The sequence below is a fragment of the Glutamicibacter sp. AOP5-A2-18 genome, from assembly GCF_052446055.1.
Lineage (GTDB): Bacteria > Actinomycetota > Actinomycetes > Actinomycetales > Micrococcaceae > Glutamicibacter.
Window position 1 is genome coordinate 353,882 of record NZ_JBQSVW010000001.1, and the last position, 15,979, is coordinate 369,860.

A 15,979-nucleotide genomic window follows, 5' to 3' on the forward strand; every position below is an offset into this window, starting at 1 on the left:
GCCCAGAATCAGGGTAGAGAGGAAGAATTAGGCGCTTTTCTTGGCCTTGGCAATCTCCGGGTAGTGGATGGCCGCGGTCTGTGGGTGAGCACGCAACCAACCCTTAAGGACGTTGGCCCCGTAGGAAGCCAACATTGGGTTCTGCGGATCATCAGAAACACCACGGGCGTCTGCAGCTAGTTCTGCTGGCAACTCGACCTTGTCGATGACTGCATCTAGACGTGGTGAGTAGAAGAAAGGAACCGAGTAACGGTCAACACCAGCTGGTGGTGCGATGACGCGGTGGATGGTTGCCATCAGGTAACCGTTGGTAGCAACTTCCAGCATCTCGCCGAGGTTCACCACCAAGGCTCCTGGAGTTGGTGGAACTTCGATCCACTCTTCTTGACCATATGGCTGGACCTGCAGTCCGCCGACCTGATCCTGAAGTAGCAGGGTGACAAAACCGTAGTCTGCGTGCAGGCCAACACCCTGGTTGCCCGATTCAGGAACTACATCGCCGGAAACGTAGTGAACCAACTTGCCCATCCATGATGGGGTGTTGGCGAACGGTTCGTCGAAGTGATCTTCGGACAGGCCTAGACCTACTGCGATGGCCGACAGTAGTTCATGTCCGGTTTTGTTCATCAGCTCTGCCCAGGCCATGGCGCGGTTTTCGAGCTGCGGGAAATCTTCTGGGAACTGGTTAGGGCCCTGCAGGTTCAAGTAAGGCTTGTCCTGGGGAACAACGGCCAAGGCATCACGCTCTGGTCCATAATCAATCTGCTCACGGGCGTCGGCACGACCACGGGTGATTTCGGTGCCCATGCGGGTGTAGCCGCGGAACTGTGCGCTGTTGCGGTTATCTAGCTTGATCTTCTGCTCTACAGGCTTGTTGAAGAATTCAGCGATGGTGTCCAACAGCTCCTGATCTTGACCATTTTGGGAGCTGTAGCCAACGATTTGGAAGAATCCAACACGATGGGCCGCATCGCGAAGTGCAGCGACGAAATCTTCGTTGAAGCTTCCGTCTGCGTTACGCGAGGTAGAGATGTCGAGGAGTGGGATCTCGGTGACTACGTTTTTCATAACTCCAGCGTGCACCTTATGACGCGACTGTTACCAGCTAAAGTTACGCCCGGTTCCCTCAAGTTTCTTGCGCTGTAACATTGCTTGCAAAGCGCCTGGGAGAGGAAGATAATTCGCCCTCACGCACTTAGTGCAAGTGGCGAAACCCTTGAATCTTCAGGGAAAATCGCGTGGAGTCGGCAAATCCGTCACCAGCTTTCAACAGCATAGGGTCCGCATGCGGATTGCCGCGCATGGGTTACGCGGTAATGTAACGGTCTCCCGAGCGCCGGTTTGGAAGCTGTGACGAACTTGAAACTCGGATGTTTACCAAGAAAACTTGCTTAAGCGCACATCACTAACGCGTAAGTTCTTTCCAGCGATTCAAACACTCAGATCGTATGCTTAATGGGTGATATTTCGAGCAGTAGGCGATGGCCGTCCGTACCCAGAACACGGGTTGGTTTCTTCGCGCGATTGGAGCGAAATCCCACCACAGCAGGTGAAGTTGGATCAGTTGGTCACGACTAAGTCGACTCTGGATCTTGAAACCTTGCTGTCTGAAGATTCCACCTTCTACGGGGATCTGTTTTCACACGTGGTCCGGTATGAGGGCGTCTTGTATCTTGAAGACGGGGTGCACCGTGCATTACGTTCTGCGTTACATCACCGTTCCGTAATACACGCCCGGATATTGGATTTGGACGTCAATTAGATAAGCTATCGCCACGAGGATAACGAAGCTGTTCTCCTCAGCTAGTTACAGCCGAAGGGTTGCCGGAAGCTAGGTGGGAAGATGCGTAAAAGTGAAGACCCGGATCAATGGCACGGGGCACACATCGTTAATGGGCAAGATTTGAGCTTCAGCTCAGATCACAAAGCGAAAAAGTCTGCGCGCAGACGACAGAATATTGTCTTTATGGCGATGGCGGTACTAGTTCTTGCAGTGACCGTTGGAGCGCTACTCATCGCCACTGGAAACTGGAAACCGGGCGCGAAACCCACCGTCGCGAACGAAGTAACGCCAAGTCCCACAAAAATTGAAAACACCAAGTGTCCTGAAGTGAACTTCTCCTATCAGGACCCCGCGAGTTTCCGTATCCGGGTTTTGAACACCACTGAAATTTCCGGCCTGGCCGGAGATACAGCCAAGTCCTTGGAAGACCGTGGCTTCAAGATTTCTTCGCTAACGTCTGGCTGGAATTCGCTGTCAAACACGGTTGGAGCAGTCATCGCCGGACCTGATGGATACGCTCAAGCCTTTACCGTACAACGACAGGTGCCAGGAACGGTCTTCATCTTTGACGAAGACAAATGGGGCAGCAACGTAGACCTGGCGCTCGGTGAAAAATTCGAAAGCCTGCAAAAGGACCGCAAATTGGATACTTCTGCAGGCAAACTCGTCTGCGAATAGTCGGAGGTACTGATCCGACCATCGGTGTCTACTAGGCGTTAACCTTCTCTGCGTAAACCTCGGTTAGTGCGTTAGCAAATACCTCGGCTGGTTGTGCACCGGAGATGCCGTATTTACCGTCAAGAACGAAAAACGGAACTCCCGTGACACCGATCTGCTGGGCTTGGGAGATGTCCGCCTTGACGTCCTCAGCGAAGGCGCCAGCTTCAAGCTGCGTCGCTAACTCCTTGGTATCGAGCCCCAATGATTCGGCAATTTCAAGCAACGTCGGGGTATCGCCGGTGTTCAGGCCCTTTTCGAAATGTGCAGAGAGCAATGCTTCCTTCATCTCGTTGCCTGCGCCATGCTGCTTTGCGTATTCCAGTACACGCAAAGCGGTGAACGAGTTTGCAACCTTTAGGTTGTCAAAGTCGTACTTCAACCCCTCGGAAGCTGCCTGAGCGGTCACATGTTCGAGCATCTGCTGAACCTGGGACTGGTCTATGCCCTTCATTGCTGAAAGATACTGAGCTTCGCTACCTTCATAGTTATCGGGCAGGGAAGGATCTAACTGATAAGCGTGCCAGAACACGTCAACATTCTCCGAGTATTCAAAAGCTTCAACGCCATGCTCAAAACGACGCTTACCAATGAAGCACCAAGGGCAGGCGATGTCGGAGAAGATATCTACCCGCAGGCGCTTAGATTCAAGAGGCTGATTGCCAGTATTTTCAGTCATGCTTGACTCAACAACTTTTATGCCGATTGCATTCCACTATCCCTTTGTACTGAGTACGACCTAGAGCTGGAATAATAGAGAAGGCCTAGCGCCTCAGCAACGAGGCGAACACCGAAAACAAAGAAAGCAGTGCACGTGGCAAAGAATCTTCGCTGGCGAGCTATCCTCTTCGCAGGAACCATCACCGCCATGGCAGGATTTGTCGACGGTGTCGGCTTTGTGCACTTTGGTGGCTACTTCCTATCGTTCATGTCCGGTAACTCCACCCGCTCTTCGGCCGCACTGATGACCGGGGATAACACCGGTTGGATTAACGCCATGTCGCTTGTGGCTAGCTTTGTTATCGGCGTAGTTATTGCAACGTTGATTACCGCTCCACTGGCAGCTCTACGCAGGCCCGTAGCCATGTATTTCAGTGCCGCGTTACTTCTGACTGCCGCAGCAACCGGTTCGGCTTTCCCACATGCCACGGCCTTGTTATTGGCTGGTGCGATGGGCGTGGTGAATGTTTCCTATACCCGTTCCGGGGAAGTGTCACTCGGTCTGACCTATATGACTGGCACCTTGGTGAAATTAGGCCAAGCGCTCGGCGGAGCGATCCTTGGGCTGTTGACCGGTTCCAATCAAGGAACTATTCGGCTGTTATGGCTGCGCTATGCGGTGCTGTGGGTAATGATCACCATCGGCTCCCTTGGCGGAGTGCTGGCCTACCTAAACCTCGGTTTAGCCAGTTTGTGGATCGTGGGACTGAGCATGTTGCTGTGGGCGTCTCTGGCGCTGTTCCAAGAATTGCGCTCCGTTGCAGATCCTCTTTCAATCGCAGAACGCACCGGGGATAGACGCCGAGTCGACTAGATTCCTGCTTAAAAACAGTGGCACCCAGCTTCACGATGAAGCCGGGTGCCATATTGCAAGCGCCGGTTATTAGCCCAGCAGCGAGTCGCTATCTTGTTTGCTTGAATCGGTAGGGCGCAGCAACACCTTGTAGAGCACACCCAGCAAGATCAACCAGACGACGCCGGTGTACAAGGCCACGCGGGTTTCCGCGCTCAGTGCTAGCAGTACTACAACAAAGACCATGAAGATCATCGCTGCCCAGGCTGCGATGGTTCCGCCCGGTACTGCGTACTCGCGAGCTACCGAATTATCGCGCCCAGCCTTCGCTTCTTTGCGGCGCATGGCTAGGTAGGAAGCCAAGATCATGATCCAAACCCACACGGTCGCGAAGGTGGCGATCGAGGCGATAATCGTGAACAGCGCTTCAGGCAACAGGGCGTTGAGCACCACGCCAACCAGCAACACAATAGCCATGACTATCACCGACATCCACGGCACGCCGTTGCGTGAAACCCGGCCGAAGGACTTCGGTGCATGGCCCGCCAGAGACATGGCGTAGAGCATGCGTCCAGCGCCAAAGGTATCGGCATTAATGGCTGAAATGGCTGCGGTGATAACCACGGCGTTGAGTACGTGTGCAGCTGCCGGCAATCCCAGTCCGTCAAAAATTTGCACAAATGGCGAGGCGGAGCCGTCAATCTGGCGCCAATCAAAGAGCATCATCACTACAGCCAGGGAAGCTACGTAGAAGAGCAAGATACGCCATGGCACAGTGTTGATGGCCTCTGGAACAGACTTCGAAGGATCATCAGCTTCGCCGGCGGTAATACCGATGGTTTCGATGCCGCCAAAGGCAAACATCACCACGGCGAAGGACAATAGCAGGCCCATAAAGCCGTTGGGGAACAGCGTGCCGGCACTCATGAGCGTGGCAAAGCCAGTAGCGGTATCGGTGTCTGGGGCGTTAAAGCCGAAGATGATCAGGGCAACACCGCCAACGATCATGGCGATAATCGCCGTAACCTTCACAATGGCCAACCAGAATTCGGTTTCGCCAAAGACCTTAACCTTCATCAGGTTAATGGTGGCGATCAGCAGCACCACCACCAGAACCCAGATCCACTGCGGTACCTGCGGGAACCAGAAGCCCATATAGATGCCAAAAGCGGTCACATCGGCGATGGCCACAATGGCCATTTCAAAGCTGAAGGTCCAGCCAGTGACAAAGCCTGCAAAGTTGCCCAAGTAGCGCGAAGCGTAGTGTGCGAAGGATCCGGAAACCGGATGCTTCACGGCCATCTCACCCATGGCGCGCATAACGATGAAGACGGCTGCGCCGCCAATCATGTACGCAAAAAGTACGGCGGGGCCGGCAGCCTGGATAGCGGAGGAGGAGCCATAAAATAGGCCCGTTCCGATCGCTGAGCCCAGGGCCATGAAGCGGATGTGGCGGGCCGTGAGCCCGCGGGCAAGTGAGGCCTTGATATCGGTCACGATAGTATTGCTCGGATCCTATTGGGGTGCATTCGATCTGGGCCTGAAAGCGTTCAAAAACAGAAATCAGCCGAGAAAATCCTATGTGCTCACAAGGCTTTGGTGTGTAGAACGTGGCACAGATCAATCGTGAGCTTGACCACCAGCGGTTGCCCGAGAGCACCATTGAGGTGGGAGAATGGGCTTATGAAACTTGGATTCGTCCGCCACGGACAGACGCAATGGAACCTTGAAGGCCGACTGCAAGGCTCCAGTGATATTCCGCTGAACGACACCGGACGGACCCAAGCAAGCGAAGCAGTGAGCGTACTCGCCGGCGGTAACTGGGACGTTATCGTTTCCTCCCCGCTATCCCGAGCACGGGAAACCGCGCAAATCATCGCCGACGGTCTGGGCCTGGAACTTGGTCCTAGCTACGACCTGCTGATCGAACGCGACTACGCGCAGGGTGAAGGCATGGTGGAGGCCGAAGCGCTTGAACTGTGGCCAGATAAGCTCGGTGGCGGAATCGAGCCACTGGACTCCGTCGTTGACCGGGGCCTGCGCGCAATCAATCAGATCGCGGCAGACTACCCGGGCAAAAATGTGGCCATCATCTGTCACGGCACTATTATTCGCTACACACTTTCGCACCTAGCCGGCTACAAGCTGGATACCATCCGCAATGGCTCGGTAGCCATTGTGGGCCAGGACCAGACTGGGGCCTGGGAGCTGGAACTGGTCAACGACGCAGTTCCAGAAAAGTTGGTCCGCTAGTTATCCAGTACTTCGTTGCCTTCGGGTAATACCGCGCGGATGCAGGAGGCCAACTGTGAATCACGTTGTCTTGTTTTCAGGGCGGCAAGCCACGAGCCGAGGCTACGGTAGGCGGCAGCACGCACCGTTGGTGTGGACAAAAAGATGTCATGTAGGGCTCCGGGAAGGCGCACAATATGTAGTTCTCGTCCTAGGTTCAGGCTGCGCTGCGCCACCGTTTGGACGTTGAGAGCGACATCGGCACGGGTGGCCGTGTCATTCCAACGGGGCAGTAAGTAGTTATGGGCTGAGAGCATCACCAAGGTAGGCATCTGTAGGTCTAACCCCTTTTTCACCTTGGCCTGGGCGGAAAATACTGCAGAGATGAAACCGGTGGTGAGTTTAAACCCGTTGGCCGGACGCCACTCAAGGTCATAATCCCACTCGCCAGCAAATTGGCTGGAGACGGTACGGGTATAAAACCCGGGATCAATGGTGGGCAAAAAACGGTGGGGGTTTCGGGTAGTGGCAGGTTGAATCATCCGGGCCAGGGCGGTGCGTCCAAACTCGCTGGCCTGAAATTCCAGCCAGGGGCTGTTGAGCGCCAACGCATCAACCTTGTGAGGATTGGCGCTGGCATAGAGGCAAGCACTCAACCCACCGGTGGAATGTGCCAGCAGGACAAAGCGGGTGCCCGGGTGGGCACTGGAAATGATCCGGTGCGCAGCATCAAACTCTTCAAAATATTCTTCGAGGTCGGTGGTGAACCCCGGGCTGGTTTTTGCATGCAGACCATGAGCCTGGTCGGCGGCGAGGTTGCGTCCGTAATGGCGCAGGTCCAGTGCATAAAAATCTGCGCCGGCTTCGCTGAGGAATTCAGCCAACTCTTTTTGGAAAAAATAGTCAGACCAGCCATGTACGTAGAGCACCGCAATTCCACGCAATGGTGGGGAGAAACGTAGCCGTTGCTTCTTCTTGGGCTTGTGCCTAACTAGCGTCGCAGTAGAACCATCAACCAGTGGCAGTTGGCGCGCAGAAAAGTTCTCGCCCAGTACATCGGGTTGCCAAAGATCCTCGGCTGGATTCTTGAACTGGAAGGCCATGGCTACAGCCTAACCAGTGCACACAAAAAACGGCATCCGCCCGCTGGACTGGTTACCAACGGATGAATGCCGCTTTTCGTGGCCGATCTTGAGGACGACTGGTGACAATCGGCCGGGTATTAGTAGCTACTTAGCCTGCCATTTCCAGCGTGCGAGCTGGAGCATCAAGGTAGCGCAGGTAAGCGTTCTTGGTCAGGAAGGTTGGGAAGTCATCACGCAAGGCGCAAGCTTCAAAGATTTCCAAAGCTTCCTCAAAACGGTCTCCTTCAAACCGCTCCAAGTGATCCATGGTCTCTTCGGCCAGATCCTGTACCCAACGACGGGTGATGATTTCGCCTTCATCGGTGATGGCTGACTGGTGGATCCACTGCCACAGCTGGGATCGTGAAATCTCAGCGGTAGCTGCATCTTCCATCAGGTTACGTAGGGCCACCGCGCCATTGCCGCGCAACCAGGACTCGATGTAACGGATACCGATTTCGATATTGTCGCGAATACCGCGCTCGGTGATCCTGCCACTCACACTCTGAATGTTCAGCAGAGCCGAATCCGAGACCTCAACATCTTCACGGGTGCGCTGCAACTGATTCGGTTTTTCGCCGAGCACTTCGTCGTAGACCTCGCGGGCTACCGATACCAGATCTGGGTGAGCCACCCAGGAACCGTCAAAACCATCGGCAGCTTCGCGAGCCTTGTCCTCACGTACCTTGCCAAAAGCGATCTCGTTGATCGAAGCATCCTTGCGGTTTGGAACAAAGGCGCTCATGCCGCCGATTGCGGTGGCACCGCGTCGGTGGCAAGCACGAACCAACTGTTCGGTGTAAGCCCGCATGAACGGTGCGCTCATGGTTACCGTGTCACGGTCAGGGAAAACAAAGCGTGGTCCGCGGGAACGGAAGTTCTTGATGATCGAGAAGATGTAGTCCCAACGACCTGCGTTCAGCCCCGAAGAGTGTTCACGCAGTTCATAGAGGATCTCTTCCATCTCAAAAGCGGCGGTGATGGTCTCAATGAGAACCGTGGCGCGAATGGTGCCGCGCTTGATGCCCATCAGGTCCTGAGCCATGTTGAAGACGTCGTTCCACAAACGTGCTTCCAGATGGTTTTCCAGCTTTGGCAGGTAGTAGTACGGTCCACGACCTGCAGCTAGCAAGCGGTGTGCGTTGTGGAAGAAGTGCAGTCCGAAGTCCACCAGGGCACCGGACATTGGGGTACCGGCAACCAGCAGGTGCTTTTCTGGAAGGTGCCAGCCACGAGGACGAACCACAATGGTGGGCAGTTCGCGCAGCTCGGTGTGGTTCAGCTTGTACTCGCGGCCATCTGGTGCGGTGAAGTCCAGTTCCTTATCCAGGATGCGGATCAGGTTTACCTGATTTTTGATCACGTTCTGCCAGGTGGGCGAGCAAGCATCTTCCATGTCAGCCAGCCATACGTTGGCGCCGGAGTTCAAAGCATTGATGGCCATCTTGCGCTCGATTGGACCGGTGATTTCTACGCGGCGATCTTCCAGCCCCGGAGCAATCGGAGCAACCTGCCATGAATCATCGTCGCGAATTGAGCGGGTCTCGTCCAAGAACTTTGGATCGCGTCCGTTGGCAATGCGTGCCCGGTTGACCTGGCGACACTGCATCAGTTCGGCACGGCGGGTTTCAAAAGCACTGTGCAGGGATGACAGGAAGTCCAAGGCATCGCTGGAGAGGATTTGTTCCTGATGGCGAACTGGGATAGCGGTGATGGTGATGTTGTTCAAGGTGATGGGGGAGTTCATGGCAGCGTCCTTAAAAATCAAAAATGGTGGTGGTGCTAGCCGGCGACCTTGCCGGCTAGCACCATCGACCCATTAGGGTCTAATGGAATTGGCCTTCTTCGGTGGATCCCACGAGGGCCAGGGTGGAGGCGTTCGGGTTCAGCGCCGTGGAGATTGCGTCGAAGTAGCCGGTGCCAACTTCGCGCTGGTGCTTGGTGGCGGTGTAGCCGGCAGACTCGGAAGCAAATTCGCGTTCCTGCAGTTCGACGTAGGCGCTCATGCCGTCCTTTGCGTAACCCTGGGCGAGATCGAACATTGAGTGGTTCAATGCGTGGAAACCAGCCAGGGTGATGAACTGGAAGCTGAAGCCCATGGCACCAAGTTCACGCTGGAACTTAGCGATGGTGGCATCGTCAAGGTGCTTCTTCCAGTTGAACGAAGGTGAGCAGTTGTAGGCGAGCATCTGATCCGGGAAGTCCTTCTTGACCGACTCAGCGAACTTGCGGGCCAGCTCCAAGTCCGGGGTTCCGGTCTCCATCCAGATCAAATCCGAATACGGTGCGTAGGCCTTGGCTCTGGCGATGCAAGGCTCGATGCCGTTGGTGACCTTGTAGAAGCCTTCCGGAGTGCGCTCGCCGGTGATGAACTGCTGATCTCGTTCATCAACATCCGAGGTGATCAGGGTTGCTGCTTCTGCGTCGGTACGGGCAATCACCACCGAGGGTGTGCCAGCCACGTCGGCGGCCAGGCGGGCCGCGTTCAGGGTGCGGATATGTTGTTGAGTTGGAATCAGCACCTTGCCGCCGAGGTGGCCGCACTTCTTTTCGCTGGCCAGCTGGTCTTCCCAGTGAACGCCTGAGGCGCCGGCCGCAATCATTGATTTCATCAGTTCGTAGGCGTTCAGTGGACCGCCAAATCCGGCTTCTGCGTCAGCGACGATTGGGACCATCCAGTCTTCAACGCTGTGAATGCCTTCGGAGAATTCAATCTGGTCGGCACGCTGTAGTGCGTTGTTGATGCGACGAACCACTTGTGGGACCGAGTTTGCTGGGTAGAGCGACTGGTCTGGGTAGGTCTGGCCTGAAAGGTTGGCGTCTGCTGCAACCTGCCAGCCTGAAAGATAGATGGCTCGGAGTCCGGCTTTGACCTGCTGTACTGCTTGGTTGCCGGTCAGTGCGCCCAGTGCGTTGGTGTAGCCACCGGTTGGGGTTTCCTCGGTGAGCTGCTTCCACAACTTCTGCGAACCACGCTTAGCCAGGGTGTGCTCTTCTTGAACTCGTCCCTGCAGCTTTACAACGTCAGCGGCAGTGTAATCACGAGTGACATTGTTCCAGCGGGGGTTGTTCTCCCAGCCAGTCTCGATAGCTGCGATGCGGTTGTCGATCGAGGTTTCGTTGGTGTTCTCGGTAGTCATTACCTTGGCTCCTTTGCGCAAGTTCCGGGTTCATGTTGATCGGTAGATGATCTTGTGAACTTCTTCGTGAGAACTACTTTTCCTCAAGCGCAAGGGTTGAAATAGGGGTTTTCTACTTTAAGATCTTCACTTCTTCTCAAATATGAAAGATTTACGCTTCTTTGGTCAAAAGTGTCCCAAAGCGCAAAAAATCGGCCAGACCTAGTGGTCTGGCCGAGAAGAAGTATGAAATTTTAGAATGTCTCGCGTGATGACGAGCGTGCAGATAACCGAAACCCTCTGTTGAGGGGTGCACTGTGCCGGCCCTCTACGGGAAAGGACGTGCGCTTTTAGGCAAGGTCGAAAGAAACAACCGCCATGACACCGCGACCGGAAATGCGTGGCTCTTGAACGTCCGAACCTGCCACGGTGTCGCGAAGATTAACGGGCAGCTGATCTTCGCCGAGTAGCAAGGTGGCTGAGCCTTGGAGCAGGATGCCTAGCTGTCCATCAAAGAGGTACTGCTCGCGCTTTTTGGACAGCTCGACGATTCTCACCGTAGGGCGAACCTTCTGCGGATCGGCGGCAACATAAACGGTGAGTAGTTCTTCGGTAGGCTGGCTGGCTCCAACCGGTGCTTCGGTGGTGAACTTCAGTGGACGCAACGGTTCTAGACCGTGCTGCTCTCCATCAACATCCAACTCAACGAAGTCTCCAGCGATCAAGGTAATAACTTGGGCTGGGAGAGTGGCAGTGAAAGAAGCTTCCTTCTCAATGGAGCGAATGGAAACTTGCCAGGACGCTTCAGCTTCACCGCTTCGCTGCAAGGTGCCGTCATCGGCCAGAGTGCCTGCGGCGATAAGTCGGACTTGGCCCAGTTCCCACTGCTTCTTGGTGCTCTTTGAAAGCTCAAGAATGGTTCCGGGTGCGTAGGTAGCCTGTGCTTCGCTCATGAGTCGAGTCTACTTGCCTGCGATCATGCGTAACTGATCAACCAATAGCGTCGTCGGCTTTGATGCATCAAGTACCAACCAGTCGTTGAGTTCGGCCAAACGAAGGTATTCGGTTCGTGCTGCCTGAAGGTATTCCACGGATTCTTCGTCTTCATCTCGCGCATTGATGCGTTGTGAGGCGAGGTAAGGATCAACGTCCAGAAGAATGACGGTGGTTCCCTCGGCGCTTTTCTTCGCAAGCCACGGCAAGAGGATCCCCGGCTTGTGGCCGCGAACGTGGCGTAGCACCAACTGGCAATACAAGTGGCGGTCCATCACCGTGAGGCCCGGAGCTTGTGCGGCGGTGAGGGAGTTTCGGGCAACGTTGAAGAGTCGAAACGTTGTCTCGATTAATTCCTGAGCAAGGTGTGGCACCGGGATGCCGGAGGTTCGCGAAAAGTTATTAAGCCAGCGGCGCCCCGCAACATTAGCGAGTTTGCGTGCCGGGATCTGCTCATTATTTAGTTCTTGCACCAGAGCGGTGATGACGGTGCTCTTACCTGCGCCGTCGATACCCATCACGACAAAAGTCTGTGGTGGATCGTGGGCGGAGTTTTTCGCGGATAGTACTTTTTCGACAATGGCTGTCATGGCTCTCCTCGTAGTTCACTATTGATATTTTCAACGAGTGGCAGGGGTGCAAGATTCCGGTGTAGCGCTGTGCATTTGTTGTGAGTGACGAGGCTTAGAGGCAATCGGAAGAATTGAAAATATTTCCTTGGTTGCGCTCCGCAAGACCGGAGTAATGGATCTTTTCTCTCGGACTTCTGGAAAAGTTGAGCGTTCTTCGCCTAGTCTAGGTATGTGACTGCAACCACATGGAACCGCGCAAAGAAGCCGGAAAATAGCAATGGACCCGGAGAAGCTCCGGAGATGGACGCCATTGCTCTGGGACGAAGGATACGTTTCCTTCGCAAAAGTAAGCAGATGACTTTGGACGATATATCGGCCGTGGTTGATACTGCGCCGAGCCAGCTTTCACTGATTGAAAATGGCAAGCGCGAACCAAAACTTTCTTTGCTCAAGTCGCTGGCCGGGGCCCTCGACGTCGGAGTTGATGACCTGTTGGGCACCGAGCCTCCTTCACGTAGAGCGGCCCTGGAAATCGAGTTGGAGCGCGCTCAACGTGGACCGCTATACGAGTCACTAGGTTTACCCACCGTACGTGTGGGTACGCGCCTTCCCATGGACGTGCTCGAATCATTGGTTGGACTTCAGAATGAACTTGAACGCCGACTGAACGACCAGGCAGCGACTCCGGAAGAAGCCCGCCGAGCCAATACGGCATTGCGTCACGAGATGCGAGGTCGCAATAACTACTACAAAGAAATTGAGCAAGAAGCTTCCAAGGTTCTTTCGGCGGTAGGCCACGATGCTGGTCCGCTGTCTCATCACCGTGCAGCAGACATTGCTGAACATCTTGGCTTCAGTCTGCGCTTTGTAGGCAACTTGCCTCACTCCACACGTTCGGTGACCGATCTGAAGAACATGCGTATCTACCTGACTCAGGCCAATCGCACTGATCATGATCCGCGGTCAGTTCTCTTGCAGGCCTTAGGGCATCATGTCCTGGGACATAAAACACCGACGGATTACTCTGACTTTCTGTCCCAGCGTGTGGCCACAAACTACTTTGCCGCAGCATTGATGATGCCGGAGAAATCGACTGTTGATTACCTGCGTCGTGCAAAGAACAATCGTGAGCTGGCCATCGAGGACCTGCGCGATGCGTTTGCGGTGTCCTATGAATCGGCTGCTCACCGATTCACCAATCTTGCTACCGAACACTTGGGTATGACTTGCCACTTCCAGAAGGTGCACGAGTCAGGAATCCTGCACAAAGCTTATGAAAACGACCGCGTGAATTTCCCTGCGGATCATACGGGCGCCATCGAGGGACAGAGCATCTGCCGTTATTGGACCAGCCGAGTGGTCTTTGAACAGATGGACAAGTTTCGGTCTTTTGAGCAGTACACGGATACGGTCAATGGCACTTACTGGTGCTCGGCACGCACCGAACGGCACTCCTCAGGGCTGTATTCGCTATCAATCGGTGTCCCGTTTGAGCACGTGAAATGGTTCCGCGGTCGTGACACCAAAGAGCGTTGTCAGTCCACCTGCCCGGACGAAAATTGTTGTCGCCGCCCACCGGCAGATCTTTCTGACCGCTGGTTTGGCAACGCGTGGCCAGCCACTCGTGCCAACACGCACTTGCTAGCTGCAATGCCGACTGGTGCCTTCCCTGGTGTGGATGAAACAGAGGTTTATAGCTTCTTGCAACGTCAGCAATACTGATCCGGTGGAAATTTCTCAGATGTTCATGCCGGTGCGCCGGGTGGAAGCTATCGACCCTCAGGCTCTAGAGGGAAATCAGCAATGGCCTTTTGTTCTTCCTCCGGTGCGTCAGCTTCTTCATGATGGTCTGGACCTAGGGCAGGTCACGATTCTTGTCGGCGAAAACGGTACAGGAAAGTCGACACTCGTTGAAGCATTGGCCATGGTCTATGGAATGAATGCTGAAGGTGGCTCCACGGGTGCTATGAACACAACGCGAGCCAGCGAATCGGAGCTATGGCAACAGCTGAAGCTTCAGCGCGGTGCGGCAGCTTCGCGCAAAGGATTCTTTCTGCGTGCTGAAACCATGCACAGTTTCTATACCTATCTTGAAGAATCGCGATTCAAAACAAGGTTGCACGAGCGAAGCCATGGCGAGTCCTTCCTTGATCTTGTAGAAGAGAGAATTCCCTATATCCAAGGACTATGGATCTTGGATGAGCCGGAATCAGCACTGTCTTTGGCAGGTTGTCTGCGGCTCATGAAGCTGCTTCGAACCATCCTTGATTCCGGGTCTCAGATAGTCATCTCAACTCACTCACCAATGCTTGCGGCGTTCCCGGGCGCGCGAATCTTGGAAGTCGGTGCGTGGGGATTGCGTGAGAGCGAATATGAACAACTAGATCTTGTGCGTGGATGGCAAGAGTTTTTTGATGACCCGCAAAGTTGCTGGCGTTAAGGCGCGGTCTATAGAGCGTGCTTGGAAATGAAGTCCACAGTTGCACCGGCCAACCAAGCGCCATCCTGTGCCACCGTTCGTTGCGAACGCGCCACTTTAAACGAATGATTGCCGCCCTCGAACCAGGCCAGTTCCGTCGACTTATTTAACTTCGCAACAACTGCTTCCATCTTTTCCGGGTTGGCAAACGGATCCTTGGTGCCTTCCAAAAACAGCATCGGTACTGCCAACGGGTAGAGGTGCTCGTCGCGAAGCTTATCTTCCTTTTTAGGTGCGTGCAATGGGTAACCCAAGAAGATCAGAGCGTTCGCCGGCATACCTTCGGCGACAGCCAATGAGGCCATACGTCCACCAAATGACTTGCCGGCAACAACCACTGGCAGACCGCCGGCTAAATGATCTTCAACCCATGAACGCACTTGATGCCAGACAGCGATGGCGGTAGGTGCCTTGTCTGGGAATTTCTTTCCTGCGTCCATATACGGGAAATTGAAACGCAGTACGCTGACGTCGAGATCAGCGACTGCTTGAGCGAACCCAGTCATGAACTCGTGGTCCTTGCCAGCACCAGAACCATGGGCCAAAATCATCAGGGCTTTAGCCTTCGATGCCGGCATCCACAGGGCGCTCAGCTCAGAATCGTTAAAAGGAATCGACAGTTCTTGCGTCATGGATTTAAGCCTAGGGCGGGATGTGAATGGTGACAGAATCTGTTGAGGCCGGGGTTCTAGCTCTATTGAATCCAGTCTTCACGATTGGCAGTGCCTGTATCCCCGCCGGACCTGGCGATGACGGTCAGCTTATCGACTTGCTCTCCGGCAGCAGCTTTGTCGTTGATCTTGATGATCATGTTTGAGGAGACGAAGCTTGAGGCAGGAGTGTCATAGGTTCCACCCATCCACGGACCGTCCTTGATGGTGACGACAAGTTCACCAAAGGCCGGTGACTCCACCTTATCTACGTAGGCATGTGGGTCATCCGGAAGGCAACGGCGGTACACCTCTAAGGTGGTAATTTCTGCGTGGCACATGGATTCGTAAACGTCATTCATGCCCGAAAGCCACTGCGCGTATTTTTCTTTGGCCCAGGCTTTGCGGTCGTTGGGGTCTGCTCCGGTTCGGGCGCGGGAGTAGGTTCCGGAATTCTTGCCGTCCTCGGTGGCGAAAGTGATGCTTTCCAACTCCGGCGACTTCTCACCCACGCTCTCGAACATGATTAGGCCCATGAACCGGAGTTCATCCTCGCGGGTCTGGTAGCTTTCTTGCATTCCGTCCCGGTTGAAAATCATGCTGTTGTCTAACGAGATATTTATGACGCCCGGCTTTGGCGACTCCCATGAAGTCATCAAATTGTAGGGGTACGAGAATCCTTGAGTGGATTTGATGCCCGAATTGTCTTTCCACATCTTAATCTTGGAGTCCGCCCATGCCTGACCAGTCAGGGGTGCTGCAGTGGATTTAGTCGGAGACGGGGCGAGCGAATTTTC

At 54.6% G+C, this 15,979-nt stretch carries 16 protein-coding genes; 6 read left to right on the plus strand and 10 right to left on the minus strand.

What is annotated here, in order from left to right; genetic code table 11:
• Positions 1 to 27: 27 nt before the first annotated feature.
• Positions 28 to 1,068, minus strand: coding sequence for an isopenicillin N synthase family dioxygenase (locus ACT3RW_RS01715; RefSeq protein WP_444612613.1), 1,041 nt, complete (start codon positions 1,066 to 1,068; stop codon positions 28 to 30).
• Positions 1,069 to 1,459: 391 nt separating this feature from the next.
• Here ACT3RW_RS01715 and ACT3RW_RS01720 point away from each other — a divergent pair, with 391 nt between their 5' ends.
• A complete protein-coding gene (locus tag ACT3RW_RS01720) occupies positions 1,460 to 1,762 on the plus strand; it encodes a type II toxin-antitoxin system VapB family antitoxin (protein WP_131090525.1) in 303 nt (100 codons plus the stop codon).
• An 81-nt stretch (positions 1,763 to 1,843) separates the two neighbouring features.
• Positions 1,844 to 2,461, plus strand: coding sequence for a LytR C-terminal domain-containing protein (locus tag ACT3RW_RS01725; RefSeq protein WP_131090524.1), 618 nt, complete (start codon positions 1,844 to 1,846; stop codon positions 2,459 to 2,461).
• A gap of 31 nt (positions 2,462 to 2,492) precedes the next feature.
• On the opposite strand, the gene ACT3RW_RS01730 is transcribed toward ACT3RW_RS01725, so the two are convergent.
• Complete coding sequence (locus tag ACT3RW_RS01730; RefSeq protein ID WP_131090523.1) at positions 2,493 to 3,179, minus strand: DsbA family oxidoreductase; 687 nt, start codon at positions 3,177 to 3,179, stop codon at positions 2,493 to 2,495.
• Positions 3,180 to 3,314: 135 nt separating this feature from the next.
• On the opposite strand from ACT3RW_RS01730, the gene ACT3RW_RS01735 reads away from it, so the two are divergent.
• On the plus strand, positions 3,315 to 4,034 hold the full coding sequence (locus ACT3RW_RS01735; protein WP_131090522.1) for a YoaK family protein: 720 nt from the start codon (positions 3,315 to 3,317) through the stop codon (positions 4,032 to 4,034).
• 69 nt (positions 4,035 to 4,103) lie between these two features.
• Here ACT3RW_RS01735 and ACT3RW_RS01740 read toward each other — a convergent pair whose 3' ends face one another.
• Positions 4,104 to 5,453, minus strand: coding sequence for an amino acid permease (locus ACT3RW_RS01740; protein ID WP_131090685.1), 1,350 nt, complete (start codon positions 5,451 to 5,453; stop codon positions 4,104 to 4,106).
• Between the two features lie 243 nt (positions 5,454 to 5,696).
• Here ACT3RW_RS01740 and ACT3RW_RS01745 point away from each other — a divergent pair, with 243 nt between their 5' ends.
• The gene (locus ACT3RW_RS01745) at positions 5,697 to 6,266 is read left to right on the plus strand and encodes a histidine phosphatase family protein (protein WP_131090521.1); all 570 of its coding nucleotides are present in this window, start codon (positions 5,697 to 5,699) and stop codon (positions 6,264 to 6,266) included.
• Here ACT3RW_RS01745 and ACT3RW_RS01750 read toward each other — a convergent pair.
• From ACT3RW_RS01750 to ACT3RW_RS01770, 5 genes are all read right to left on the minus strand, one after another.
• The gene (locus tag ACT3RW_RS01750; protein WP_444612614.1) at positions 6,263 to 7,348 is read right to left on the minus strand and encodes an alpha/beta hydrolase; all 1,086 of its coding nucleotides are present in this window, start codon (positions 7,346 to 7,348) and stop codon (positions 6,263 to 6,265) included. The genes ACT3RW_RS01745 and ACT3RW_RS01750 overlap by 4 nt on opposite strands.
• A 130-nt stretch (positions 7,349 to 7,478) precedes the next feature.
• Positions 7,479 to 9,116: a malate synthase A gene (gene aceB / locus ACT3RW_RS01755; RefSeq protein WP_444612615.1), complete on the minus strand. Its 1,638-nt coding sequence runs from the start codon at positions 9,114 to 9,116 to the stop codon at positions 7,479 to 7,481.
• A gap of 79 nt (positions 9,117 to 9,195) precedes the next feature.
• Positions 9,196 to 10,509, minus strand: a complete 1,314-nt coding sequence (gene aceA, locus ACT3RW_RS01760) for an isocitrate lyase (RefSeq protein ID WP_444612616.1) — start codon at positions 10,507 to 10,509, stop codon at positions 9,196 to 9,198.
• Positions 10,510 to 10,838: 329 nt separating this feature from the next.
• On the minus strand, positions 10,839 to 11,441 hold the full coding sequence (locus ACT3RW_RS01765; protein WP_444612617.1) for a HutD family protein: 603 nt from the start codon (positions 11,439 to 11,441) through the stop codon (positions 10,839 to 10,841).
• A 9-nt stretch (positions 11,442 to 11,450) separates the two neighbouring features.
• Positions 11,451 to 12,071 (minus strand): AAA family ATPase, encoded by a 621-nt coding sequence (locus ACT3RW_RS01770; protein WP_131090516.1) that lies wholly within the window; start codon positions 12,069 to 12,071, stop codon positions 11,451 to 11,453.
• Positions 12,072 to 12,353: 282 nt separating this feature from the next.
• Here ACT3RW_RS01770 and ACT3RW_RS01775 point away from each other — a divergent pair, with 282 nt between their 5' ends.
• The gene (locus tag ACT3RW_RS01775) at positions 12,354 to 13,775 is read left to right on the plus strand and encodes a helix-turn-helix domain-containing protein (RefSeq protein ID WP_444614598.1); all 1,422 of its coding nucleotides are present in this window, start codon (positions 12,354 to 12,356) and stop codon (positions 13,773 to 13,775) included.
• A 4-nt stretch (positions 13,776 to 13,779) separates the two neighbouring features.
• A complete protein-coding gene (locus ACT3RW_RS01780) occupies positions 13,780 to 14,493 on the plus strand; it encodes an AAA family ATPase (protein WP_444612618.1) in 714 nt (237 codons plus the stop codon).
• 8 nt (positions 14,494 to 14,501) lie between these two features.
• On the opposite strand, the gene ACT3RW_RS01785 is transcribed toward ACT3RW_RS01780, so the two are convergent.
• Positions 14,502 to 15,164, minus strand: a complete 663-nt coding sequence (locus tag ACT3RW_RS01785; protein ID WP_444612619.1) for an alpha/beta hydrolase family protein — start codon at positions 15,162 to 15,164, stop codon at positions 14,502 to 14,504.
• A 62-nt stretch (positions 15,165 to 15,226) separates the two neighbouring features.
• Positions 15,227 to 15,781: a hypothetical protein gene (locus tag ACT3RW_RS01790; protein ID WP_207306532.1), complete on the minus strand. Its 555-nt coding sequence runs from the start codon at positions 15,779 to 15,781 to the stop codon at positions 15,227 to 15,229.
• Between the last annotated feature and the right edge of the window lie 198 nt (positions 15,782 to 15,979).